The organism is Ruthenibacterium lactatiformans (assembly GCF_000949455.1).
Lineage (GTDB): Bacteria > Bacillota > Clostridia > Oscillospirales > Ruminococcaceae > Ruthenibacterium > Ruthenibacterium lactatiformans.
Genome location: NZ_JXXK01000041.1, coordinates 1 through 26802, shown reverse-complemented (window position 1 = coordinate 26802; position 26802 = coordinate 1). Strand labels below are relative to the sequence as shown.

Below are 26802 nucleotides of genomic sequence, written 5' to 3'. Positions count from 1 at the left end.
GAGGTCCATGTAAATATTCTCCATACCGCGGATCATGCCGGTGTTGTTCATCACGTCCGAAATGCCGGGATGTCCAAAGTAGACGGCCTTGTGTCCATACGCTTTGCACTTTTCCAGCAGGCCGTCGTAGTCGAAATCATCCGGGTCCGGCACGGGCCAGTTTGCGATGATCTCGTCGTCGGCTTCCGCCAGCGGAAAATCACAGTAGTCCCAGTAGCCGCCGTCCTCGTTCGCCACCCAGCGCGTGACGGCTCCGGTGAGCGGGTGGACATGGCGCTCCGGCCCCGGCGCCGTGAACAGAGGCTTTCCGGTATAGGCGGGCATCAGGCCCTTAAAATCCACGCCCAGCGCATCATTCACGCTGTCCTTGTCCGCCGGTACGCCCAAAGCCGCCGCAACGCGCTTTTGGATGCCCGGGTTTGCAAAGTATCCGATGGGCACACGGTCTGCTTTTTCATGGTTGAATGTACGCAGCACTCGTTCCTTGGAGGTCAGTGTCCCGTTGTAGATCTGAATCATTTTCTCTCGCCCTTTTCCCGTATGATTTTATGCACCGTAATCAGTGACAGATTTCCCGTTTTTCTGTGAAAATTCAATCGCGATAGTAAGGGCCGCCACGTCTCCGATGGAATCGCCCAACTGCGCGGGAACAACACGGCATACCGCCGCGCTCTGCGCCAGCGCTTCCCGGGCAATCACCGCCTCCATGCCCGGCCGGAACAGCGCCTCCGCCCTTGCAAAAATGCTGCCGATGACAATCCGTTCCGGGTTGAACAGATCGATGAGGATGGACAAGCCCATGCCAAGATACGCCGCGCTTTCCTCCACGATGGCCTGCGCCGTCCCGTCGCCCGCCTGCGCGGCCGTGCAGATGTCCTTTGCCGTCACTGCCTCCGCCTCGCGCGGCGCGGGCCAGAATCCCGCGTCCCCGCCTTCCGCACGCAGCTGCCGCAGCCGCTGCGCGCCCAGCCGGCGCAGGCCTCCGCCGCTGCAGAAGCCCTCGAAGCTGCCGCGCTTGCCGTAGCCCTCCGGGCCGTCCGCCGCGAGCCGCAGATGTCCCGCCTCGCCCGCCATGCCGTTCGCGCCCTCGTAGAGCCGCCCGTCCAAAATCAGCCCCGCGCCCAGCCCTGTGCCAAACGTGAGGAATACCATATTCCTTGTTCCGCGCCCCGCACCGAACCGCCACTCCGCAATGGCGCAGGCGTTCGCGTCGTTCTGCAAATATGCCGGGCACCCATACCGCTCCGACAGCAGCGCGCAGATGGGCACCTCGTCCCACAGCGGCAGGTTCGGCGGCGCCTGGATCACCCCGCGCCGCGTGTCCAGCGGGCCCCCGCAGCTCACACCCACGGCCGCCGGCGCCGCGCCGCCGTTGTACTCGCGCAGCAGCGCGTCTATCGCCTCATAAAAACGGGGCAGAAATTCGTCCGGATGTGCGTCTTTGCCCGAAGGGAACGCGATGCGCCGCAGAATCTTTCCGTCCGCGTGCCCTGCCACCACCGCGCATTTCGTTCCTCCCATGTCGATGCCGATATACAGCTGTTCCATTCTGCTTTTCCTCCTGCGGCCGGGAAGGCCTGCTCCGCCATCCTCCATCCCCCCAAGCCGTGCATTTTGCAAATGTCACACACGCCCTTTACGCCCTGCGGTACTTGCGCGCCGCGTTCAGCATCACGGTCAGGCTGCGCGGGTTCACGTCCGGCTGGATGTTGTGCGCCGCGGCAAAGATATAGCCTCCGTCCCGGTTCAGGATCTCGATGGTCTCATGTACTGTTTCTTCGATCTGGCTCTCGCTGGCGAACGGCAGCAGCTCCTGTGTGTCGATGCCGCCGTGAAAGACGATCTTTTCCCCGTAGGCAGCTTTCAGCCCGCGCGGCTGCATGTCCGCCGCTTTGGGCTGGATCGGGTTCAGGATCTCAACGCCGCAGTCCACCAGGTCGTCGATCAGCCTGTATACGCTTCCGCAGGAATGGTGCAGGTATTTCGCCTTTGTAAAACGCTTGGTATAGGCGATGCGCTCCTTGAAATACGGCTTTACCAGCTCCCGGAACATGTCCGGCGAAACGAACGGCGCGTTCTGTGTTGCAAAATCGTCCCCGCTGGACGTGTAGTGGATGTACGGCCCCACTGCCGTGTAATACCGCTGGATGACCTTCTTCTGGTATTCCAGCACACGTTCAAAAAAGCGGTGTATCCATTCCTCGTCCAGCGCCATACGGTACAGAAAATCCTCAAAGCCGCACATCCAGCACCCCAGCTCAAAGATCCCGTAAACCGGGTGCTCCGCACAGATGACATAGTCCGTGGTCTCGTACAACTCCTTTGCACGCGCCGCGTGCGCCGCGATCTGCCTTTCATCAATGGAGTCCGGGTCCGGGAACCGGTAGGCGTTCAGCTCTTCCAGCGTCGCGCCTTTCAGCGGCGTGTTCACGCTCTCCCAGTACAGCCCGGTAAACCGCCGGCGGATGCCCCATTCGTCGATGTACTCCGTTTCCGATATCTTCTGAAAATGTGAGTCCTGCGGGGTAAATATTTCGCCGACCGAACGCGTGTCAATATCAAAATACTTCAAAAGACGCTCGTCCAGGCGCCGTGTTTTTCCAAACGGCAGGTCCCCGCCCTGTTTTTTCCCAAGCCCTAAAAATTCCAGCAGCTTGTTCTCGCTCTCCCCCTCCATCGAAGACAGCGGGTTGCCCCCGAAATCTATGATCAGGTTCTCCGGTTTTTCATGGCGCATCGTGCGCGCAAAATCTTCTCTGCGTCCCATTTCCTTCAGGCCTCTTTCCTGTATGCTCCAATGGCTTCCAGCAAGGCACGGATATTTTCCAGCGGGAAGCCGTTGTCCGTCTCCACATAAAAATATGCGCCGCCGTTCATAACGTCAAACGCCTTTGCCGCCGCATGCACGGCGCGCGTCACATCCGCGGGCGTGCCGTGCGTCATCACATTCGCGCGGTCGACGTGTATCGCGCAGGCCAGCCCAAGCCTGCGCAGCCGCGCAGCCAGCTCCTCCATATCATAGGCTGTCAGCTGCGGCCAGACCGCGTTCACGCCGATCTCCCGCAGGTCCTCCAGAATGGGCGCCGCGTACCCGCAGGTATGGAAAAACACGGCTTTTCCCTGTTCTCTGGCGAATTGGACCAAACGGCGGTAGCGCGGCTTGAAAAACGAACGCCAGACCTCCGGCGAAAACAGCATCGCCCGCGCCGTGCCGAAATCGTCCCCGAACTGCACCGCGTCCACGCCAGCCGCGCACATCAGGCGCAGCTCCTCCAGCTCATATTCCACCAGCATATCGGCCAGACGGTTGATCTCGCGTTCATTGTCGTACACGTCCATCAGCACGTCTTCAAACGGACGCAATGCATGCATCCGTTCAAAAAAGCCGAACCATCCGTCTTTTGCATACCGCGTTTCACGCACGCGGGCGATGCGCTTTGCGTAAGAGGCGAACGCCGCATCCTCCGCCAGCGCGTGGGGCGGACAGCGGAAGCCTTCCAGCGCGCGCCAGTCCGCCAGCGGCTGCCGGTACGGATGGCCCGTCATGGCAAAAATGCGCGATTCCCACGTAACGCCCCAGGCGTCTGTTTTGTACTCATGATAGCTTCCGTCCGGGCCGCAGGCCTCTGCCGGCGGCCGCGGAATGGGCATGTCCGAAAAATCCTCAAAATCGCCGGGATGGGCTTTCAGCAGCCGCCGAAACGCTTCCCCGTGCTCGTACAGGCCCCGCCCGCACGGATGGTATTCCAGCGGCGCCTTGTCTACCGGCTCAAAGGCCAGCGCCGCCTCAACACGCTCTCTGCTCGTCATGCTGTCTCTCCTCCGGGTCTTTCCGGCCCTTTTACGCAAAACATCCCGCGCTGTCGAACGGTGTGTCCAGCTTTTCGATGATCCCCAGCCAGACGGCATACCGCCGGGCATCAAAAGCCGGGTAGCCTGTCACATAGTGGTTCGCCCCCCGCCGGCCGTCCTCCAGCGTCCACTCCATCACGATCAGGCGCTGTACGCCGGAATAGGTCTTCACCTTGCCCACACAGACATTTTCATTGGCGGGCGACACAGCCTCGCCCATACACAGCGCTTCCCGCGTCTCGCCGTCCCGCACGATATACCGCACGGTGTGCGCTTCGTTGGAATCGTTGCACAAAAAGATTTTATGGCACCAGTTCTCCGGCTCGGCGCAGACCATGCACACCGGCTGCTGCACGCGGCCGATGTAGTAAAACGCCAGCTTTTTGTGGAAATAGTAATCCACCACCGCATCCGAGATCTGCGGCCAGCAGTCCAGCATATTCCACCATATGATCCCCGTCCTGCGCCATTTTTTCAGGCGCGTCTGTTCAATGAAAAATTTCTTCGCCTCCGCCTGGCTGATCTGCGACAGCATGGCCAGCTGTTCCAGGCTTTCGCATTCCGTACCAAACATGTCCCGCACCTGGTCCACCATCAGCTGGTTGCGGTCGTACCCACGGTCCCGGATGCACAGCGTATACTCGGTGTTGTGGGCATCCCATGCGTCATTTTGGATGGGCCAAAGGTCCTTTTCCGGGATAAACTGCCGCATAGACGACACCGCCGGACAGCCGTGATACCCGATCTCGCTGATGAAATGCGCGCTGGAATGGCGGTAAAAGTCCCCCTTGAAATAGTCGCGCGGCCCCCAGTTGTGCTGCTCGGGCACATTCAAATCACCCGACACTGTGAGCGGAATATAGGGCGAGGACGGCAGAAAGAAGCGGAATGGGTCATGTGACGCCGCCACGCGCGGAAGCACCTCGCGGGTAAGGCGGTTGTTGCGCACATGCGGCAGATCGTACCCGAAGTTGTAGTACATCGCGTCCACTTCGTTGTCGCCGGACCAGAGCAGGATGCTGGGATGATTGCGCAGTTTGACGACTGCCGCAGCAGCCTCACGCTCGATGATCTTTGCAAATTCATCCGTCTGCGGGTAGAGTGCACATGCCAGCGAAAAATCCTGCCAGACCAGGATGCCGCTCTCATCACAAATATCGTAAAACGCGTGGTCTTCGTAGACGTTCCCGCCCCAGCACCGCACGATATTGCAGTTCGTCTCGCGGAACAGCGAAAGCGCCTGTTCATACCGCTGCGCGTCCCGGCTGTGGAACGCGTCCAGCGGCACCCAGTTCGCACCCTTGCAAAGGATCGGCACGCCGTTTGCCAGCACCTTGAATTCTCCGTCGTCACCCGGCACAAAATTCGTCTGTACTTCGAATGTACGGATCCCCAGGTTCAGCTCCCACACGTCCTGCACCTCTCCGTGGTGCAGCAGCTCCACCTGCGTTCGGTAAAGGCTGGCCGGGCCGTAGCCTCTGGGCCACCACAGCTTCGGCTCCCGCACCCAGAAGCTCCGTTCGTCAGAGCAGAACTTCACGCGTACCGTTTCGCAGAAAGAGCTTTCCGCACACGTGCCGCGCACCCGCACCGCAAACCCCTCCAGCATCGGGTCTTCCGCTGCAAAACGGAACTTCAGCAGTACCTGCGCACGTTCCCTGTCCGCGCGCAGCGTTGTCATGTACACTTCTTTAAAATATGTGTCCCGCTTTGGGCAGATGGAAACGCTCCGCCACAGCCCGGCGGACACAAAGCGCGGCGCGATATCCCAGCCGAACATATGGCCCGGCTTGCGCACACAGATCATCTCGTCCGTGTGCTCCCACCCCGGGCCGCGCACGCCCATGGGGTACTCCATACTCCGGGCGGCGTTCACCGTGGAGCGGATGTGCACGGCGATCTCATTTTCACCCTCCCGCAGCGCTCCTGTGACGTCGAACCGGTATTCCAGCATCATATCGTCCGTCTCGCCCACTGCCGTCCCGTTCAGATACACCGTCGAAAAGGTGTCCACGCCGTCCAGGCACAGCACCGCGCCGCGGTCCGCCAGCGCCTGCGGCGCAAAAAACGTGCGCGTGTACCACCACTCGTAAAACTCATAGGGACGGAACGCATATAGGTTCGTTCCCCAAAATGGCTCCGGTGCTTTGCCCGCTGCGTATAGGTCAAGTTCCGCGTTCCCCGGTACGTTCGCCTCAATGTGCGTATAGGCCGGGTCTTCCTTCACCGCCTGCGCCGTCGTCTTTCGCGGTTGCTCGGGCGCGTAATGCAGTTCCCATTTGCCGTCAAGCAGCAATTTCTCCATTTTATTGCTCCTTCCCGCGCCGCGCCCGGCTCGGCTATGAGAGCGGTATTTCAGCCGTCCGAAGGCGTCTGCGCGCCAATGTACTGGCCCGGCGTAACGCCCTCCAGCTCTTTGAATTTACGGATAAAGTAATAAGGATAGGTAAAACCGACCGCCTCGGACACCGCATTGATGCTCATGGAGCCGTCCGCCAAAAGCTCCTTGCTTCTCTGAATACGCTTATAGGTGATATACTCGGAAAAGCTGCGGTGGGAAGCCTCTTTCACGATGCGGCTGATGAGGTTTGCCGAAAGGGAAAGCTCCTCTGCAATTTTGCTCAGGCAGATATCATTTTGGCAGAAATTCTTTTCGATATATTCCAGGACCACTGTGTTGACGTTATTTTCCGGCTCGCGCGGGCGGTTGGTGATCTGTACGAGAATCTCGTGAACATAGCCCACAAATACCGTGTACACCTCGTCCAATGTCGCGCACGCGTCAAAGCCATGCCGTGCGGGACGTTCTATGGGGATGGGCAGCGTCTCCAGCCGCAGGGAGATGTTTTCCTGCATCACGGCCAAATAGCGGTTGATCTCGCTGTCCTTGATGAGGTAATCACCACTGCGAAAATCCGCAAATATCTCGTCGATGTGTCGCAGGCACGCCTCTCCCTTGCCCGCCATCAGATTGTTGATGATGTGCCGTTCGTGACGCACGGGGAAAGGATAGCCGGGCAGAGCAGTATCGATTTTTTCCCAAACGATCACCTGCTGGGGGAACAGATATTGGTAGCGGAAGGTCTCGCAGCATTCCCGGTAACCGTCGCGCAGCTGTTCCACCCCGGTTTTCACCTGGGACACCACGCAGTAAGCTTTTTCGCCCGCCCGGAACGTGGCGCACATTTTTTCGCACTGGGTACGCACATGCTGGCGAAATTGAATGTCCCCGTAATGGCGGATGTTGCCGAAGATGATGGCTATGGTTTCGCCGGACATCTTGATGACGAGGAATTGGTAATCCTTCTCGTTTTCCGCGGACATTTTGATGCTTTGGTTCAAAAATTCCTCGGCGTCCGCATGCGATGCGATGCGGAACACTCCCACCACATGGTTTTTGCACTCCTGCATCGACCTGTCCCAAAACGTAGTATCGGCCGAACCGCCCGACTTCGCAAGGAAGTCCCTCAGATTCGATTTTTTAGCCACCTGCACCATCTTGCGGATGGGCAGAGTGGAATATATAACCGATACGATGGCCACGACCATCGTCACGCACAGCGCGCCCAGAATCCAGGAGGAAAACCGCAGAAGGCCGGATTCCAGCGGCGGCACCGTGCTCTCAAACACAAATGTGAAGCCTAAAATGCTGGAATATGCCTCGGAACGGATCACGTCATCCTTCTGAGGCAGCTCGTCCTGTTTCACAAACAGATATTCCGAATCCCGATGGAAAACCACGTAGCCTTCCTTGTCGACGATATAAAAATTCTTATTCTGTTCCAGCTCAAAATCCCGCAGGATCATTGAATACAGCGAACGGGTGTTCACATTTACGCACAGGTAGACCGTGCCGTTCCGGCTGGCCGTCGGCACAACATAGCTGATGATGAGCGGCTGCTTGCGCAGATCCGACATTGCTGCTGTGGAATGAAGCAGATGCGGAGCCACTTGATATGGCTTCGCTGCGGAATCCTGCTCAAAAACCACTTTGTCGCCAAAATTTTCCAGTGGAGTGATGGAATATGGCATGGAGATAGAGCTGTACACCATTCCCTCTTCTTCATAATACAGATATGCCGAATGGACATACGGGTTCATCACACTGATGGAACCCAGCATGTCCAATATCTTTGTTTTGGCTTGCGGATCCTGCCGCTCCCCGGCCGAAAGATGGAACAGCTCCTGATTGTTGAAAGCTGTATCGTGTGCGATCTCTTTAACGTTCTGCATGTACAGCTCATATACGGACGCCATCTGGCTCGCCATGATCTCGTTGGATTCGGCCATGTTTTTCTGATAAGAGCTGCGTTCAGATAAATAAAAAAGCAGCATCGTGAGCATGGCAAAAACCACCAGCAGCACCGCAATGATCGTCAGCAGTTTTTTCCTGATCCTGTAAAGTGCAAACTCATTTTTATATTTTCTGAAAAAAGAATTCTTCATCCTCCACCGTATCCCTTTCCACATTCCCGCTTTTTCCGGCAGGCCAATGCCGGCGCCGCGTGCCGCTGCTGCGGCGCACGGCACTCCTGCCTGCAAAATTTCACTCTTTAATAGTATATGGGTTTACGGTCCTTGTCAAAAGTCCTTTCAGCCAGAGCGCAAAAACGACTCTCGCGCCCCGCAGCGCCGGTATTATTTCACACGGATGGAAAAACGGCGGTCAAAATTTGTCACGTCGTTGAAATAGAGGTTGAACCGGTCCTCCGACGCCGGCACGGCGCCAAAAAGCCCCTTGATCACGTCATTCACAGCAAACCCCGGCCCGACGGAAACCGTATCCTTTCCGTCAAACAATTCCAGTTCGCCCTTTGCGGCGACCAAAGAGCCTCCGGCATTCGCCGGAATGCGATATCCTTCGCCGCGGATAAGTACATTGGGCAGAATGCCGAACTCAAACCGGATGGTGGAGGCGGGGCAGCCCCAGGTCTGCACGCGGATATCAAAGCCGTCGTCCACCGGCGTGACGGTGGCTTTCACCTTCACTGAAAGATGACCGGACGTCCTGCGCCTGGAGTGGTCCATCTCCCACCAGTCGTTCGTGCCCTGATATTCACCGAAGGGCTGATAATATTGGCCCGTGCCCTCATATTCCATCTCGTAACCGTCCCCGCAGGGACGGATATTCTCCATCAAGAGGTGGCGGCAGTTGAAAAAGCTGATGCCGCCCTTGATGTAAAAATCGATGCCGCCCTTTTTCAGGAACAGAAACGCGGGTTGACGCTCCACCGCCCACAGGTTGAGGCCTCCTCGGGAAAGGCGCAAAAGGCCCGAGCCCTTCAGCAGCCGGTCCACCTCAAACAACTCCGGACCGGCGGGGGCGGGCAGGTTTTGAAAGGCCTCCGGAAACAGCATCAGGTCCTCTGCCGCAAGCGGAAAAGGCCGGCCGCAGCGGATACAGGCCTCAAGCTGCGCCGTACCTATGGCGCGCAGCGCCTCATCATGCAGTGCATGGCCGCACAACAGGTATTGGTAAGCATATTTTTCCGCGTAGGGTGCGGTGCCCTTGTCCTGCCGACGGGAGTTCTCGGTGAAGATAGAAAAATCCGTGTGATAAAAGACGGGCATCATTTCCAGATTGCGGCGCACATATTCCAGCAGCTCTGTTTTTCCCAGATCCTGCGCCAAAATCAGCAACGCGCGGTTGTTGATCTCGTTGTATCCGCCCGCTGAACGCTCGGCATATTCCCCGTCCTCATTGCAATCAATATGCTCGGCCAGATACTGATCGATGCGCGCCACATAGCGCTCGTCGGGCATAAGCGTATTGAGCAGTGCCAGCGCGGCCGAGATGACCCAGCGGTGGTTCGGAGTATGGAACCCTTCCTCCACCATGCCGTCGCCCATGCGGCGCAGCACAAGAAACAGCTTTTTCTGAAATGCTTTTTCCTCTGGTGTCTCGGCCTTTACCAGCTTGGCGGGCTTTGCCAGCGCCAGTGTGACAAACGCTGTGTCCGGCGCAGAGTGAAAATTGCAGGAATAATAGTCCATCGTGCCGTCGGGGTGCAGGTGGTTCAGAAGATGCTGCACCAGGCCGTCGGCGCAGGCCAGTGCGCGGGGGTCTTTGTAATACCGGCTCTGAGGGCAGAAATACAGCGTCATCGGTTTTGCCGCGGCCGAGCCGCAGTTCTGCGCCACTACGCCGAAATCCTTGTTGTAGTATCCGCCGAAATCCGGGTCCTGCGGGTCGGTGATCTGGTACTTCTCCAGCATTTCAAATTCTTTTTCATATTCTGCAACGCTGCGCTGCAATAAATCCATTCTCATTACCTTCTTTATTTATATGTTGTGTTCCGCGTGGGCAACTCACAGCAGGCCCTGCGCGTCCCACACCAAAAGCTCCACCAGCATCATAAGCGCCAGATTCTGGCCATAACCTGTGGGCCGCAGAGGAACATTTTTATAATATTCCAGCGTATCCGCCACGATGGTACCGTAGGACACCTGCCCCACCAGGCCGTCGGGCCCGATATGAGCCCGCACCGCCTGTGCGGCGCGCAGCGCCGCATCTCTGCACGACGCAGGCAGCAGCCCCGCGCGAACACCTTTCAGCAGCCCGTAGGCGAAGCCCGAGGAGCCGGAAACCTCAAGATAAGAATCTTCCCGGTCCACCAGCGTGTGCCAAAGCCCATCCGGGGATTGATAGCGGCACAGAGCCGCCGCCTGTGCGCGGTAAGCATCCAGGATCAGGTCGCTCTCCCACTCCTCCAGCTCCAGCAGGCCCGGCAGCTCGGCCGCCGCGATGGTGAACCAGCAATTTCCACGCGCCCAAAATGCGCCTGCATAATTGTCCATGCGCTCAAACGACCAACCGTGGCACCACAGCCCTGTCTTTTTATCCGAGAGATAGTGTATGTGCAGCATAAACTGCTTTTTGCATTCTCCCGCGTACCGCTCGTCGCCCGTGATGGAAGCGATCTTCCCCATGAACAGCACCGCCATGAATACCGTGTCCGCCCAAAGCTGCTGGTTGTTGTCAGAGTCGATGGTGACATGCTGAAACCCGCCCATCTCGGTTTTTGGCAGGCCGTCCAGCAGCCACTCTGCACAGGACTCACAGTAGTCACGATACTCTTCCCTGCCTGTTTCCTCGTACAAAAAGCACAGTGTGAGCAGCGGCGCCATCGTGTTGATGTTGTGTACGATGGGTCTGTTCAGCTTGGTATCGAACCACTGTGTCAGATACTCCAAATACCGCCGTTCTCCGGTGAGCCTGTAGTATTTCCAGATGCCGTACAGCGCCACTCCCTGGGACCAATCCCAGATATCCATATCGAACAGGATGTTGTTGTCATTCTTTTCGTCGTTGATGATATTCTCCAGTATCTGCGTGCTCACCCGGTATAATTCCGTGCGGTCCATCTCCCTGTCACTTCCTTTCTCTCATTCAGCGCGGCAGCGTGTTGAGCGCGCGGTCCAGGTCCTCAATGAGCGTATCCGCGTCTTCCAGCCCCACCGAAATGCGCACCAGTCCCTGCGGGATTCCTTCAAACTGCAACATCTCCCGGTTCGGGTTCAGGCCCGGCGTGTTTACGACGCTTTCAAAGCCGCCCCAGCTCGGCCCCTCCTCAAAAACATCGAGGGATTTTACCATCGCGTGGATGGCTTCGTTGTCTGCATCCGGCACGAAGCTCATCAGGCCGCTGTACCCTGTCATCTGTGTTTGAGCCAGCGTATGTCCTTCGTCTGTTTCCAGGCCCGGGTAGCACACGCTGCGCACGCGGGGATGTTCCTGCAGAAAACGCGCCACCTTATCTGCCGAGGCGCTGTGCCGCGCCATGCGCACCTCCAAAGTACGCAGGCTGCGGATGAGCAGCCATGCGGCAAACGGGTCCATGCACGCGCCCCAGGAAGCGCGCTGTCCGCCGCGAAGAGCGTCCATACGCTCTTCGCTGCCCAGCACCACGCCGCCCAGCACGTCGCTGTGGCCGCCGAGATATTTGGTCGCGGAATGGATGCTGTAATCGATTCCCAGTTCCAGCGGCTTCTGGTACAACGGCGTTGCCCAGGTATTGTCGATCACCGTTACCGCGCCGCAGGCGTGCGCCTGGGCTGCGATCTCGCGCAGCGGCAGCACCCGAAAAATATTGGACGATGGGGATTCCAGATAAAACACCCTGGTGTTCGGCCGCAGGCTGCGCTCGATCTCTTCCGGCGTAAAGCGCTCCAGATATGTTACCTCCACGCCATACTTTTTCATCTCTGTATCCAAAAAGCCGATGACGGGATGGTAGGCGCTGCGCAGAGCCAGCACATGGCCGCCCGAGTGCAGCAGTGAGGACAATGTGGCTGTGATGGCCGCCATGCCGGAGGCGAACACACGTGCTGCGGGCGCATGCTCCAGCGCAGCCAGCTTTTTTTCCAGGATCTCGATGGTGGGATTGTTGATGCGCGAGTAGCTGTACCCATGCTCCTCATGCTTGCGGGTGAACAGTGTGTTTTGGAACAACGGCGGCACGATGGCCCCCAGGTAACGGTCATAATCATCGCCCAAATGCGCGCAGATATCTGCCGGGCGGCATGGTTTTTTCATTGTAATCGCCTCTTGCTCCCCCGCATTGCCACGGGGGAATTTATTTTCTTATTTATTCTTGCTCTCGTAGATCTTATCCACATCGCGCATGTGCGCCAGCATGATCTGTGCTTTCTGCACCAGCTGCCGGGGCAGCTGCGCAGAAAGAAGGAACGCGTCCTCATGCGCATCGTCCGCCACTATGGGGAAGAATGCCCCCGGCTCCCCATCCATCAAACGAAGCAGCTCGTAAGTATTGTCTATTTCTGCACGCGCAAGCTCGCCCAGCCTGCTGATGCGCGCGTCGCCCTCAATGGGCCATTCTGTGCTGTATGCGGGCTGCTCGTCCGGCCTGGTGTGATCCAGCACGTCCTGGTAGCATGCGGCATTGCTCAGCGTACGGGACAGACACAGCAGCACACGCACACGCCGGGCTGTGACCGCCAGCTTGCCCCGCACTGCGTCGTCATCGGTTTCAATGCTTTCAAACAGTACGGCGGCGCGTTCCAAAGCCGGCGTCATTTTAAGTACAGAAAGCCTCAGAATGCGCGTGGCCGTGAAACCCTTCACAAAATCCATGCCCTGGATATTCAAAAGGTCACGGGCCTGCTCTTCGGTCGTCGCCTGGAACAGGAACGGAGCGTAATATGCTGTTTCCTCTTCGGTGAGTGCGGCCGGTACCGGGACCAGAGGACGGTTGATGACGCGCTCCGCGATCAGCGGCATCCAGATAAAATTGTCAAAATGCAGGTCGGACATGATCCGCGCCGCGTCATCCAGTGCGCACCATGCATCCAGCAGCTTGGAGGCCTGCGCTTCGCCCACGATCTGTGCCGCCACATGCCGCAGCACATTCATCAGCTGTGCGGTATCCTGAGGCCGCATCTCGCGGTATGCGTCCAAAATGCGTATATACTCATTGAACTCCGAGCGGTGGATCACAGCCTTGATGTATTCGCTTTCAGAGCCGGCCGCCGCATGCAGCTTGCGAACGAAATCCACTGTCATGGGCAACGTCTGCATCGGACGCACATGCTCGATGAGGTCGCTGAGCATATGGTATACCGGCTTTTTTCCATGCATATCACGGCCCGTCACAAGCTGGCCCGGCTTCAGGCTGGTCCAAGCGGCGTCCATGGAAGCCTCCGGCGCCTTGTAGCCGAAGATATCGCTTGTGATATCAATGAGTGTTTCACGCCCCTGGGAGCGAGCGGCGTCGTACAGGACCTGCAGGAAACCAACAATCCGGTCCGCCATGCTCACCTTGCGGCAGGCCTCGGGCCCGTTGGGACCGTTGTACAAGCCCGTGGACCAGCACACGCCCGCGCCGCTGTCGTTGGTGATGATCTGGAAAAAGCCGATGTCCACCTCGGCGCACAGGCGCTGCATGGCTTCATAATACAGCCCGCGCACCTCTTCATTGTCAATACAGGGGGAGAAATACATGTCGCGGGAGCGGCGCGGATGGTCGCATCGCGGGCCGCGCCAGGCGGGGTGGTCCAGATACGCCTGTTCGGGCAGATAGAACGGGTCGATGACGACCACAGCCGCCTGCATGCCGTATTTTTTTACAATTTCGCTGCGCCTGCGCACAAGCTCCAGGTTTCTGCGCGCGTAGTCTGCATCCAAATAGGGCTCCAGTGCCCTTGGCACCACCAGCTTGAACAGGCAGGTCTGAAGCATTCCCCAGTTGGGGTAGGGGTCGCCCGGATGGGTCGACCACTCCTCAAAGCGCTTGGGCACATCCATTACGTACATGTGTGTCGCCCCTGCCTGCGCGGCCTGTACGGCTTCCCGCTCAAACGCCTGCAGGCTCTGGGGCTCGTAATTCCGTTCGTGGAAAAAATGCAGCATATATTTCTTTTCCATGCGTATCTCCCTCTTTCTTCCGTTGACGCCTTTGTTTCATTTTTAATGTTCCGGCTGCCCGGCCAATACATCCTCATAGCTGCCCCATGTTCCCGCGCGCTGCAGCACTGTCACAAAGTCCAGCTGGTTGCAGCGGTTGGGATAGGCGGAAAACAGCGTCTTACCGCGGTGATCCACACGGCTCCCATCGATCATACCGTAGGTACGGCCGTCGCTGACAAGGAATTTTGCATCCGTCTCGAACGCACCGTAGCTTGCGCGCCCCACCTCATAAGAGTATGTTGGGCGCAGATTTTTGTCCTCGATACACGCCCCGTCGTCGCATTGGATGCCGATGGTATACTCCAGCCCATCCGCCTTGAGCTGCACCGTCAGACTGCGTCCCATGCGGGTGTGAGCGGTACGCAGGGAATGGACGATTCCAAGCGCCCGGGCGCGCTGCGCCTCTATCTCCTGCTTCGTTTCGCCTGTTTCGGGAATCAACAGGGAAACATAGGAATAATACTCATCCGCGCCGTAGTACCGGCTCGTATAGCAGGAGAGCGCCGTCTCCTGTCGGTAGTTGCGGCGCTGTGCCTCCATGGAATATGAAACGCCTTCACCGGCAAATGCAATACACAGAGACTGCTGCGCGTGGGCGCGGGATGCGGATTTGTAGCGGTGGAAATGCATCAGCCCCTCAGCCGTCTCCTCCTGCACACGGTACACGCCCGGCTCCACCGGAGAAATATGTTCCGCGTGGTACATCACGCCTGTCGTCATTTCCTGCGCTGCCCGGGGATGCACGGTGTCCACCACTACGAACGCATTTGCCGCTTTGAGATAAACGATGTGGCGGTCGGCGTCTGCATTGTGGAAATCGTCATACAGCCGCGTCTTAATGACCTCAGCGCCTGCAAACTGATGGAAGAACAGCTTTTCCGTACGCACAGGCAGATAATCGCCGATATTTTCAGCATATTCCAAAAAGCCGTTTTCCCGGAACATCCGCCCGTTGCGCATCACCAGACTGTTGTGGTAAAAGTCTGCACGGTAATGGCCGTTCGTGGTAAAGCTGTCCCGGTAGCCGCCGTCCCGCAGCAGCACCGCACCGCCCGAGCACAGCGCACAGATGGACTGCTCATCCGCGTGCCCATGATGCGGCTTTTCTGCATGGACGGGGATGGTATTCTGTAAGTAATCCCTTGTCAGTTTGCCGTAGGGCCCCACGTCCCTGTAATTGTACAGAAGATAGGTGGAATCCTCACGCCAGCCGTCGCGGAAAACAGCCTTCTTTCCCACCAGCTCGTCCAGCACCTCACAGCTCAGAAGCCCCGGTTCTTCCGGCTGGATGCTGTCGTCCGCCCATACAAAAGCATTCGTCATGCCCCGTTCATACTGTACGCCGTTGTCCATGGTACGGTTTTTCACCATGTTGCGGAACTGGCGCTCAATGGCATATTTCAGCACACCGTCATTGTGCCGCTTTGCCATCAGCTCCATCGCACCCAAACTCAGGCACGTGGAAGTGCCCGAATCGAACCTTGTATCGCCGAATTCCGGCAGCCCGCCCGACGGCAGAAGCATCGCCGTATAGTAATGGCAGTAATAGCTCAGGATCTGCTCGATCCGGAAATTCCATACACCGCGGTACTGAGTGTACTCCGCGATGCTGTTCACCCACAGGCCCAGATAGCTTGTGGCGTCCTCGATGGACCAATTGCCGAGGCTGTCTTCAAACAGCATATCCGCCAGCTTCAGACAGCGCGCGGCGGACGCGTTTTGCGGGAACAGCCTTGCAAACAGCAGCAGCGCGATGGCCCGCAATGTGGCGCGGTTGTGCCGTCCCCATTCGCAGTCGCGGAAGATGTGGTTGATCTCCGCATAGCACAAGGTCTCCAGCCTGTTCCATTCCGCCTGCGTGAATGCGTCGCGGCCGATGATGTACAGCCCGCGCAGCACCGGAGTAAATGAGAAAATCGTTTCCACCACCTGGAAATGCCAGGGATCCGTATCATTTTCCTCCAACACCTCCAGCGGATTTTTAGAGGGACCTTCGATGGGCTTCCCATCCTCCTGCTTATATATAAAAGGTAAGGAGCCATCCTCATAGCGCTGCACCAGCTCATCCTGCACGGAGAAAAATATTCCCAGGCATTCTTTTACCCGTTCCAGCCATTCCGCTTTTCCTGTATAATGATACATTGCCGCGTCCAGCACCGTCAGATGCCCCAGCCAGGAAAGGGCCCACGTGTTCCCTGTCTCGAAAAAATCTTCTTTGTTTTTTTCAAGCTCCGCCCATTCTTCGCACCGTACCCGCTGCGACATTTCCGCAATATGCTGTGCGTATTCCTGCTTCAACATATTTCTCACTCCCTAATATCCCTCGTGGTTTGTACTCTGAAGACGGCCCATTCCAACATCGGGGCGCCTTCTTTCACTTGCATGATAAAGCATCCGCACCGTTTAAAGCAATAGTAAAATAGCCAAGCCAGTGATATTAATTGTGCGCCTTGCACAACACGGCCTGTTCTTTGCAGCCGAAGCGGTATTTTGCCGGTATACCGCAGTAAAAAGGGGCGTCGCCGCCCTCCTCTTTTGCCGCTGCTTTTTGCCAGAACCCGGCAATTTTGCCGCCATTTACGGTTTATTTACAGGATTGCAATAATAAATTTATTTTTGAATAATATTATACCGCCATTTGCACAAAAACCAATCCACTATCAAAAATTTATTGTGCATTTAATCAAATTGCTATATTCAAATCCCATTGGCATGCCGTACAATAAGACTCGAAAAGAGACACGGTGCGCGGCAGACGCGCGCTTGAAGGAAGGATGGTCACCTTATGAGACACTCCCGGTTGCAGCCGCAAACGATGCACAGCCGGTTCCAGGCTTCCATGCGGTATATCTGGCGGTACAAATATTTATATCTGCTTTTGCTGCCCGCCGTTCTGTATTTTTTGATTTTTCATTATCTTCCCATGTACGGCGTTATCATCTCCTTTAAGGACTTCAATTTTAAAAAAGGCATTCTGGGCAGCGAATGGATCGGGCTGGAAAATTTTGAATATATGTTCGGTCTCAACGATTTTTACCGCGTATTCTGGAACTCCTTCTGCCTCAGTTTCCTCCGGCTGGTATTCGAGTTTCCCATTCCCATCATTCTGGCTCTGCTTTTGAACGAGATTAGCGGGAAACGGTTCAAAAAAATAACGCAGACCGCCATTTATCTTCCCCATTTTCTTTCTTGGGCGGTGATTGGCGGCATTCTGGTAAACTTCCTTTCCCCCACGTGGGGTGTGGTGAACCAGATCATCCAGCAATTGGGATTTGACCCCATCTTTTTCCTGGGCGACCCCAAATATTTCCGCACCACCGCGGTAATCTCCTCCATCTGGAAAGAAGCAGGCTGGGGCACCATCATCTACCTTGCGGCCATTACAGGCATTGACGTGGAACAGTATGAAGCCGCCACAGTTGACGGCGCAAACCGCTGGCAGCGCCTGATCCATATTACGCTGCCCAACATAAAGACCACTGTTATCCTGATGCTGATCCTGCGCATGGGCAGCATCATGTCCAACGGCTTTGAACAGATCTATACGCTGCAGAACACGCAAAACCTTGCCGTGTCCGAGGTATTTGAAACATACACCTACCGTGTTGGCTTGCTGGGCGGCCGGTTCTCCTTCGCCACCACCGTCGGGTTGTTCGCGTCTGTTATCAGCATGATATTCCTGTTGACGACAAACTTCATCTCCAAAAAAATGGGTGAAGAAACGATTTTCTAATTTGAGAGGAGGCGCCCCGGCATGCTTGCTTTGGCAAAACGTTCCAACAAAATCAAACGGTCGTTTGGAGACAGGACATTTTCCATCTTCAACCACCTTTTCCTCGGTTTCTGCGCAGCAGTCTGCATATTCCCCCTGTTTTATGTATTCATGTATTCCATCACCCCCTATGAAGATTATCTGGCTGACCCTCTGCGCCTTTTTCCGCCGGAGGTCACATTCACCGCTTACAAAGAGCTGTTCACCTTTCCCCTGATGAAAACGGGATATTTCTCCACCATCTTTGTCACCGTTGTGGGGACCGCGCTCAACATCTTTTTGCTCTGCATCACCGCCTACCCGCTCTCCAAGCGCAATCTTAAGGGGCGCAATGTTATCATGGCCCTGATCACCTTTACCATGTTCTTCAACGGCGGTATGATCCCCAACTATATGCTGATTCGGAATCTCAAGCTGCTGGACACTTACTGGGCGCTGATCCTGCCGGGCGCCATCAGCGCATATAACCTGATTCTGATGCGCAACTTTGTGGCGGCCATCCCTCCCAGCCTGGAAGAAGCCGCCTACATCGACGGTGCCAACGAGCTGCAGATCCTGTGGAAGGTGATCGTCCCCCTGTGCAAGCCCGCGCTGGCCACCTTTACGCTGTTCCACGCTGTGGGACACTGGAACGGATATTTCAATGCCACCATGTATATCAACAGCCGTGACAAATGGCCCTTGATGCTGATCGTCCGCGAGATGGTTGCGGAAAGCGGCACCAGCATGGTGCATCAGTCCGCCACTGCGATAGAAGATCTGGCGCAGCCGTTCACACTGCAAATGGCAATCATCATTTTTACGATCATCCCTATCCTGTGCGTATATCCTTTCGTGCAGAAGTATTTCATGAAAGGGATGCTCATGGGCTCTGTAAAAGGCTGAGTCCGCCTGTATATTCTTCCTGTATTATTCTGCACCGGGCAGTGCAGAAATAATAGAAACCCAAATGAAAGAAAGTGAGGATGTTCCATGAAAAAGCGCATTTTAGCCCTGGCTCTTGCCGCGATCATGCTGATGGTACCCTTCACCGCATGTTCGTCAAGCTCTTCTTCCACACCCGCCGCCTCCGCGTCTGCGGCCGGCACGGGCAGCAGCTCCACGGCTTCCGCGGAGCCGGATAATTCTCCCATCACGATCACCGTATTGAACCGCGTAAACGCTGAAATCGTTCTTGACGACAACCCCATGCTGGCGGCCGTGGCTGAAAAGACCGGCGTCACGCTGGAGATCGAAGCACCGCCGATCAGCAACTATACCGACCGCCTGCAGCTTGTAATGGCCTCCGGCGATCTGCCCGACATCATTTACACCTGGGAATTCGACCAGAACTACGAAAAATGGGCCAATGACGGCCTGATCCTCCCGCTGGACGAGTACATTGAAGACTATCCCAACCTGATGGCCAACATCAGCGAAGGCCAGTGGGGCAAGGCCCGTGTCGGCGGTGCCGACGGCCAGATCTATGCCGTGCCCCGTCCCACCGGCAGCGCCTCCTGGGGCGTGATCTCCAATGACGAATGGCTGGAGAAACTCGGCGTGGACATGCCCACCACACCGGAGGAAGCCTATGAATACGGCAAGCTGGTCGCTACACAGGACCCGGATGGAAACGGCAAGAACGATACGTTCCTGTATTCCCCGTACGGCCTGTGGGCGGACTGCTGGATGATCTTCCCCTTCCTGCCGTTCTCCCTGCAGCACGCCGCGTCCTACCTGCCCGACCGCGACGGCGAATACAAGATCAAGGAAAAAATGGACGGCTACATGCCCTATCTGGATTTCATGCGCAAAATGTATGCTGAAGGCATCATTGACCCTGAATTCTTCACCAACAAATATTACGACGACCAGACCAAGTTCAAGCAGGGCCGCGTTGCGCTGCTGCATGGCGGCATTACCAATATTCCTGAATTTGCCGCGAAGGACGTTCCCAATGCCGCGGAGATCTACAGCTTCCATCCCGCGCTCAAGGGCGAAAACGACGAAAAGCCCCGGAATGAAGCCGCTGCCGCGACCTGGGGCGGCTGGATGATCAACGCTGATGTGGACCCCGAAAAGCTGCCGCGTATCCTGTCCTTCCTGGACTGGGCCAACAGCGAAGAGGGCTTTGTCACCATCGCCGCCGGCGTGCAGGGCACCGACTATGAGTCCTACGATCTGTCGAAGCGCGAGCTGATCGTTACTGCTGAGCAGCAGGAGAACCGCACCGCCGATGTAAGCACTTATATGAACTTCGCCAATGCTTACCAGGGACAGGCTCTTTCCCTTGCCAATACGCCTGAACTGAACGAGTTCGCCATGAACAGCCTGACGGCGTTCCAGGCTGCTGTCGAACAGATCGACATCCCTGTTGTGAAATGCCCCGAGATTGACAACTGGGCTGCAGAAAACCCCGATATCGCCTCCCAGAAAGAGCAGATGGAAGTCAGCTACGTGGTGGGCGAGATTTCCAAAGAAGATCTGGAAGCCTTCCTGAATGACGTATACTTCCCCTCTGTTGCAGACGCCGAGGCGGCTTATATCGAAACCATGAACGCTTACAAAGCTGCGAACGGCTGAAAAACGGCCGGCCTGTAAACAGCATTTACAGAAAATTCCCCGCCTCCTTTTGGAAGCGGGGACATTTTCTGCCGGAGCACCGCCGTTTTCACTGGCTGCCGCAGTATTCTTCTGCCGCACAGATATCAACTTGAGACAAAAGAGGTAGCATTATGAATGTTAGAGAACAATTCCATGCCATTATGGACGGAGCGCCGGTGGATGGGATGCCCGTCTTGGAGTGGGCGTACTGGTGGGATAAAACGTTGGACGGCTGGTACGGCGAAGGATTGCCGAAAGGGCTGGATGACCGTCAGATGCAGGACTATTTCGGCCTGGCACACCACAAACAGTTCTGGCTGGCCCACAAGGCAGAGGGCTGCCCCAAGGATGCTTCGCACGGCAGCGGCATCATCACGGATGAATCAGACTATGACGCCGTACGTCCCTATCTGCTGCCTGAAAATGCAGTATCCCGCCTTGCGTCCCAGCTGAATGCGCTGCGCGCTCCGCACGAAAGCGGCGACACGCTTGTATGGTATACGCTGGACGGCGCCTTCTGGTGGCCGCGCGTCCTGTTCGGCATCGAACAGCATTTTTATTCCTTTTATGACTACCCGGAACTGTACCACCACATCTGTGACGAGCTTGTAGAGTGGCAGGTACGGATGGTGGACGAAATGGCGCAATATGTGAAGCCTGATTTCATGACCATCGCGGAGGACATGAGCTACAACCACGGGCCCATGCTCTCCAAAGCGCTTTTTGATGAATTTCTCCTGCCATATTACCGTCGCCTGATTCCGGAGATCAAGAAACACGGCACCCGCGTGTTCATCGATTCCGACGGCGATATTACCAGCGCGGTGCCCTGGTTCATCGAGGCGGGTATCGACGGTATCCTGCCTCTGGAGCGCCAGTCCGGCGTGGATGTGGCCAAGATCCGTGATCTGTACCCCGATTTCCTCATGATTGGCAGCTTTAACAAGATGTGTATGTTCCACACTCCGGCAGAGATCCGCGCGGAGCTGGAGCGCCTGCTGCCAACGATCCGCAAAGGCAAATACCTGCCGGCGATGGACCATCAGACGCCCCCGGGCACGCCGCTGGAAAATTACCGCGCCTATGTAGCGCTGATGAAAGAATACGGCGCGCAGGCCTGCGCGGACTGCAAAAAGTAAAAATTGCGCCAGAGGCTGCGGAAATTAAGACGCTCCCCACAGAAAGGCCCGGTCCTATTGGAAATAGGCCGGGCTTTTCTGCAAAAAGTAGGTTTTTTTACGTTTTTCCTCGGTTTTGCAAATAGGAAAAACATATACAAAATATATAATTAAATTAAACCCAATTCGGGAAAAACGTTACAGAGAAACAAAGGAGGAGCAATGTTATGAAGATGAAAAAAATCACCGCCATGGCGCTCGCCTGCGTGATGGCCCTGGGCCTGGCCGCTTGCGGCGGCACGTCCAGCAGCACCGGCACATCCGCAGATTCCGCTGCACCCGCTTCCAGCACAGGCACGGCGGCTGAACCCTGCGACCTTGTCGTAGCCTGGTGGGGCAGCCAGGGACGCAATGAAAAATTCCAGAGCGCTCTGGACCTTTACGCGGAGCAGAACCCCGGCGTCACCATCGAAAGCCAGACAAACGGCTTCAGCGACCACCTGACGGCGCTGTCCGCAGCCGCCGCCAGCAATGACATGCCGGACATGGCCATGCTGCAGGGCGCTTATTACCAGCAGTACGTGGACGGCGACCTGCTCGTCGACCTGACGCCGTATGTGGAAAGCGGCGCGCTGGATCTTTCCAATGTGTCGGAGGAAATTCTGGCCGCTACAACGATCGACGGAAAGCTGTACGGTATCTGTGCGGGTATGAATGCTCCCTCGCTCATTTACAACAAAACCCTGTTGGATGAGGCCGGCATCACCATTGAGGACAATATGAACCTGGACCAGTTCGCTGAAAAGTGCGCCGAGATCTACGAAAAAACAGGTTACCGCAGCTTCATCAGCAACCCAGCCACAATGATTGAAGCATTGGTGCGCGGCGAAGGCAAGATTTTGTTTGAGACAGACAAGCTCGGCGTGGAAAGCGCCGAAGAGCTGCAGCCCTATTTCGCCCTGCTTGAGCGCGGCCGTGAAGAGGGCTGGCTGATGGATTACAGCCTGACGGTCGGCCTGGACGCCACCGAAGAGCAGCCGATCATTTACGGCACCACTCCGGAAACGAGCTCCTGGTGCAGCTTCTTTTACTCCAACCAGGCCGATGCCATGCAGCAGGCCGCTCCGGAGGGAATTGAGCTTGCCTTGACCACCTGGCCTTTGGAAAAGCCGAAGGAATCCAACTACCTGCGCGAGGCCATGAGCTGGTGCATTCCCAACCAGGGCGGCAACATCGACCAGGCCGTCGCCCTGCTGAACTGGTGGATCAACTCTCCCGAAGCGAACGAGATCATCATGGCCGAGCCGGGCGTGCCCGCTTCCAGCGAGGCTGCCAAGGCCATTGAGCCGGGCCTTTCTGATATCCAGAAAAAGATTTTCACCTACATCAACGACGTCATCACGCCGAACTGCTCTCCGGCCAACCCGCCCGCCGGCGCCGGCAGCAGCGAGGTCACCAGCCTGATCACGGACCTTGAAGAAAAAGTGTACTACGGCGAAATCACGGCTGAAGCGGCTGCACAGGAATTGTTTGAAGAAGGCAACCGCATTATGAGCGAGGCAGCCGCCCAGTAAGGAATCTATACCGCCAGCCGGCCTTTTCCAAAAGTCCGGCTGGCATTTTTATCAAACGACGCGGAGGGTCAACATGAAAAAAGAGCGAAATTCCAAGCTGGGGTACGCAAAAAACGGCTGGCTTTATAAAGAAAAAACAGCAGGCTATATTTTTTCGGCCCCCTTTATCTTCGGCTTTCTGTTTTTTGTCATTGTCCCGGTGGCAACATCCCTGTATTACGCATTCTGCAATTACAACATTCTAAAGCCCGCCCGCTGGGTGGGTCTCAAAAACTTCATCGACATTTTCCAGGACCCCACATTTTACAAGGCTCTGGGCGTCACGCTGAAATTCGCATTCATCTCTGTGCCGCTCAAACTGGTGTTTGCGCTGATCGTGGCGCTGATTCTGCTGAAAGGCACCAAGCTGACACCGTTTTACCGTGCCGCGTATTATCTGCCCTCTATCCTAGGCTCCTCGGTGGCCGTTGCCATCCTGTGGAAGCGCATGTTCGCGGTGGACGGCCTTGTCAACAAGCTCCTCGGCATCCAGTTCGCATGGCTGGGCAGTACCACAGCCGCCCTGTGGGTCATCATTCTGCTGGCAGTCTGGCAGTTCGGTTCGTCCATGCTCATTTTTCTGTCCGCTATGAAACAGATTCCCCCGGAACTTTACGAAGCGGCGCGTGTGGACGGCGCCGGCGGCATTTACACCTTCTTCCGCATCACGCTGCCGCTGCTTACGCCCACGATTTTCTTTAACCTCGTCATGCAGCTCATCAACGGCTTTATGGTGTTTGCCCAGGGGCAGATCATCACGGACGGGAAACCCATGAATTCCACGTTGTTTTACGTTTTGTACATGTACCAGCAGTCTTTTGAGTACAGCAAGGTCGGCTATGCGGCCGCCATGGGCTGGATCCTGCTCGTGCTGGTAGCGCTGTTCACAGGCCTCCTGTTCAAGACGAAAAAATACTGGGTCTATGAATAAGAAGGGGGAATAACAACATGCGCGCAAAAAAAAGGATTTCCCGCATTGCCTACCACACCGTAGTGCTTGCGGTCGGTTTTGTGATGATCTATCCCCTTTTGTGGATGGTGATGAGCTCCTTTAAAGAAAGCAGCACGATCTTCCACACTGCGGGACAGCTGCTGCCTACGCAGCCCACGCTGGAAAACTACGCCAACGGCTGGAAAGGCTTTTCTCACACGACCTTTGCCACCTTCTTCAAAAACACATTTTTCGTGGCCGCCATGGGAACGGTCGGCTCCATCGTGTCTTCACTTCTGGTGGCCTACGGGCTTTCGCGCCTGCGCTTTCGGCTGCGGGGCCTGCTGTTTGCGCTGGTGCTTCTCACCATGATGCTGCCGGGGCAGATCCTGATGATCCCGCAATACCTGTGGTACAATCAATTGGGATGGATCAATACATACAGCCCGCTCATTGCTGAATTTTACTTTGCTACACAGGGCTTTTTCGTCTATCTGCTGATGAACTTCATGGATGGTATCCCCAAGGATTTGGACGAAGCGGCGAAAATCGACGGCTGCTCGTATTATTCCATCTTCTCGCGCATCATCCTGCCGCTCTCCACTCCAGCCATCGCAACCGTTGCGATTTTCTCGTTCATGAACCGCTGGAACGATTATATGGGGCCGCTGCTGTATTTGAAGCGCACAGAAAAATACACCATCAGCCTGGCGCTGAAGCTCTTCTGTGACCAAACCTCAAGTTCGGATTATGGCGCGCTGTTTGCAATGTCCACACTCTCGCTGGTTCCCATCTTCCTGATTTTCGCTTTTATGCAGAAATATCTCACCGAAGGCGTGGCCACCTCGGGCATCAAGGGATAACCTCCCGGAAAAGGAGCGTACCGGTATATGGATATGGCAAGGATGCAGGCGGTGGCCGATAAGACACGCGCCTTTTATGAAACAAACACCGCGGGCTGTGCACTGCTGAAGGTAAAGGAAATTGCCACCCAGCCCCAGCCCGCGCTGTGCCTTACAGACTATAACTTTCCCAAGGACATGCGCCGTTATCTGGATGATCGCGCCGCGCGGCTGCTGCATGCGATGGCGCTGCGGGACGGCCTGGCAGACGATACCCTGCCGGCCCTCGCGCCGTGGTACGGCATTGCGGAGCACAGCGCCTTCCTGGGCGGAAAGGTCACTTTTGGAGAGGACACCAGCTGGCAGGACCCGGTGCTGGAAGACGCATGCGGGCTTTCCGCCCTGGCTATGGATGAAGCCAACCAGTCGCTGCGCCTTGTTGTGGACGGCATCGCATATCTGCGCGAACGGTATGAAGGACAGTTTTTCCCGATGACGCGCGGTGTTTCGGGCGCCCTGGAAATGGCAAACACGCTGCGGGGCAGCGATTTCTTTTATGACTTTTATGAAGACCCCGACGCGCTGAAAGAGCTTCTGAAGTATTGCGCGCACGCGCTTGTATGGTATTACGACAAGCAGCTTGAAGCCGCGGGACAGGTATTCGGCGGCACCATCACCGGCTTTGGAGAATGGCTGCCCGGCAGGGCCGTGGGACAGCTCTCCGAGGACACCACGACCATGATCTCCCGGGCGCAATTCGAGGAATTCGGCCGCCCGCTCACACAGGAAATATGCACGCATTATGACTCTGCCTTCATGCACACGCATGCGCTCAGCGAACATTCACTTCCCGCCATTGCGTCTATCCCGGGCATCCGTGCCATGGAGCTTTCGTCCGACCCCAACACCGACCGGGCCGTCGAGGTCTATAAACGCAACCGCGAGGCGCTGGCGGGGCCTGTTCCCGTGCTGCGGCTGACGCGCGGGGAGATCGAGAGCAATTTCGAGCTGCTGAAGAGCCAGAAAACCATCGTATGGTACGACGCGTCCTGCATGGAGGATGCACAGGATATGGCGGCACTGTTCGCGCGTGAATTCCCTGTGCGCTGACAGGACGTCAGTGCCGTACAAAAGGAGGAAAAGGCTGCAATGATCGGAATATTCCAGGGAAGCATGACCGCCAAGGAGCGTGTGCTGCGCACGTTCAACCATGAAAAAGCAGACCGCGTGCCCGTCAATTATCTTGCCAACCCCGCCATTCACAAGCGTGTTGCGGCGGCTTTGGGCGTACCGGCGGACAAAGATGCTGTGGATGACGCGCTGGGCGTGGACTTCAAGGAATTGATGCCGCGCTACACGGGCCGCCCGCTGTTTTCTCCACGGGAGGGACGGCGTGTCCATCCCCTCACCGGCGCTGTACAGCGCTGGGTGCCAAACCAGGACGGCGGTTATTGGGACCACTGCGATTTCCCGCTGGCGGAAGCCGATGACGAGACCATTGCAAACTGGCCCGTGCCGGACCCGGACGATTTCGACTATGATGAATTGCTTGACCGCTGCAAGCTTTACCGCCATAAAGCCGTTCATTTCGGGCACCCCGGCGTCTCCGATGTGATGAACAACACCGGCATGATCCGCGGTATGGAGAACATTTACATGGACCTT

Annotated in this window: 18 protein-coding genes and 2 pseudogenes; 9 read left to right on the top strand and 11 right to left on the bottom strand. The window is 56.6% G+C overall.

What is annotated here, in order from left to right:
• The 11 genes and pseudogenes from TQ39_RS17805 to TQ39_RS17755 form a co-directional block, all read right to left on the bottom strand.
• Positions 1–519, bottom strand: a pseudogene (locus TQ39_RS17805) (uroporphyrinogen decarboxylase family protein); the annotation flags it as partial.
• 27 nt (positions 520–546) lie between these two features.
• Positions 547–1548, bottom strand: coding sequence for an ROK family protein (locus TQ39_RS17800; protein ID WP_050006529.1), 1002 nt, complete (start codon positions 1546–1548; stop codon positions 547–549).
• Between the two features lie 88 nt (positions 1549–1636).
• Positions 1637–2767, bottom strand: a complete 1131-nt coding sequence (locus TQ39_RS17795) for a uroporphyrinogen decarboxylase family protein (protein ID WP_050006528.1) — start codon at positions 2765–2767, stop codon at positions 1637–1639.
• A 5-nt stretch (positions 2768–2772) separates the two neighbouring features.
• Positions 2773–3810 carry a uroporphyrinogen decarboxylase family protein gene (locus tag TQ39_RS17790; RefSeq protein ID WP_050006527.1) on the bottom strand — a complete coding sequence of 346 codons (1038 nt, stop codon included), beginning with the start codon at positions 3808–3810 and terminating at the stop codon, positions 2773–2775.
• A gap of 31 nt (positions 3811–3841) precedes the next feature.
• Entirely contained in the window at positions 3842–6157 is a 2316-nt protein-coding gene (locus tag TQ39_RS17785) for a glycoside hydrolase family 2 protein (RefSeq protein ID WP_050006526.1), read from the bottom strand.
• Positions 6158–6207: 50 nt separating this feature from the next.
• A complete protein-coding gene (locus TQ39_RS17780) occupies positions 6208–8298 on the bottom strand; it encodes an AraC family transcriptional regulator (protein ID WP_167541547.1) in 2091 nt (696 codons plus the stop codon).
• Positions 8299–8490: 192 nt separating this feature from the next.
• The gene (locus TQ39_RS17775; protein ID WP_009325264.1) at positions 8491–10116 is read right to left on the bottom strand and encodes a hypothetical protein; all 1626 of its coding nucleotides are present in this window, start codon (positions 10114–10116) and stop codon (positions 8491–8493) included.
• Positions 10117–10161: 45 nt separating this feature from the next.
• Positions 10162–11217, bottom strand: a complete 1056-nt coding sequence (locus TQ39_RS17770; RefSeq protein WP_009325265.1) for a glycoside hydrolase family 88/105 protein — start codon at positions 11215–11217, stop codon at positions 10162–10164.
• A gap of 25 nt (positions 11218–11242) precedes the next feature.
• Positions 11243–12388, bottom strand: coding sequence for a trans-sulfuration enzyme family protein (locus tag TQ39_RS17765; protein ID WP_009325267.1), 1146 nt, complete (start codon positions 12386–12388; stop codon positions 11243–11245).
• Between the two features lie 48 nt (positions 12389–12436).
• On the bottom strand, positions 12437–14236 hold the full coding sequence (locus tag TQ39_RS17760; protein ID WP_050006524.1) for a hypothetical protein: 1800 nt from the start codon (positions 14234–14236) through the stop codon (positions 12437–12439).
• Between the two features lie 42 nt (positions 14237–14278).
• On the bottom strand, positions 14279–16579 hold the full coding sequence (locus TQ39_RS17755; protein ID WP_050006523.1) for a hypothetical protein: 2301 nt from the start codon (positions 16577–16579) through the stop codon (positions 14279–14281).
• 484 nt (positions 16580–17063) lie between these two features.
• On the opposite strand from TQ39_RS17755, the gene TQ39_RS17750 reads away from it, so the two are divergent.
• The 9 genes and pseudogenes from TQ39_RS17750 to TQ39_RS17710 all read left to right on the top strand — a co-directional run.
• Complete coding sequence (locus TQ39_RS17750) at positions 17064–18011, top strand: ABC transporter permease (RefSeq protein ID WP_009325273.1); 948 nt, start codon at positions 17064–17066, stop codon at positions 18009–18011.
• Between the two features lie 21 nt (positions 18012–18032).
• A complete protein-coding gene (locus TQ39_RS17745; RefSeq protein ID WP_050006522.1) occupies positions 18033–18935 on the top strand; it encodes a carbohydrate ABC transporter permease in 903 nt (300 codons plus the stop codon).
• Between the two features lie 87 nt (positions 18936–19022).
• Positions 19023–20612, top strand: a complete 1590-nt coding sequence (locus TQ39_RS17740; protein ID WP_009325275.1) for an extracellular solute-binding protein — start codon at positions 19023–19025, stop codon at positions 20610–20612.
• Between the two features lie 152 nt (positions 20613–20764).
• Positions 20765–21772: a uroporphyrinogen decarboxylase family protein gene (locus TQ39_RS17735; protein ID WP_050006521.1), complete on the top strand. Its 1008-nt coding sequence runs from the start codon at positions 20765–20767 to the stop codon at positions 21770–21772.
• Between the two features lie 206 nt (positions 21773–21978).
• Entirely contained in the window at positions 21979–23325 is a 1347-nt protein-coding gene (locus TQ39_RS17730) for an ABC transporter substrate-binding protein (RefSeq protein WP_050006520.1), read from the top strand.
• A gap of 73 nt (positions 23326–23398) precedes the next feature.
• Positions 23399–24295, top strand: coding sequence for a carbohydrate ABC transporter permease (locus TQ39_RS17725; RefSeq protein ID WP_050006519.1), 897 nt, complete (start codon positions 23399–23401; stop codon positions 24293–24295).
• 17 nt (positions 24296–24312) lie between these two features.
• Positions 24313–25158, top strand: a complete 846-nt coding sequence (locus TQ39_RS17720; protein ID WP_050006518.1) for a carbohydrate ABC transporter permease — start codon at positions 24313–24315, stop codon at positions 25156–25158.
• Between the two features lie 27 nt (positions 25159–25185).
• Entirely contained in the window at positions 25186–26247 is a 1062-nt protein-coding gene (locus tag TQ39_RS17715) for a uroporphyrinogen decarboxylase family protein (protein WP_050006517.1), read from the top strand.
• Positions 26248–26286: 39 nt separating this feature from the next.
• Positions 26287–26802: pseudogene (locus TQ39_RS17710) on the top strand (uroporphyrinogen decarboxylase family protein); the annotation flags it as partial.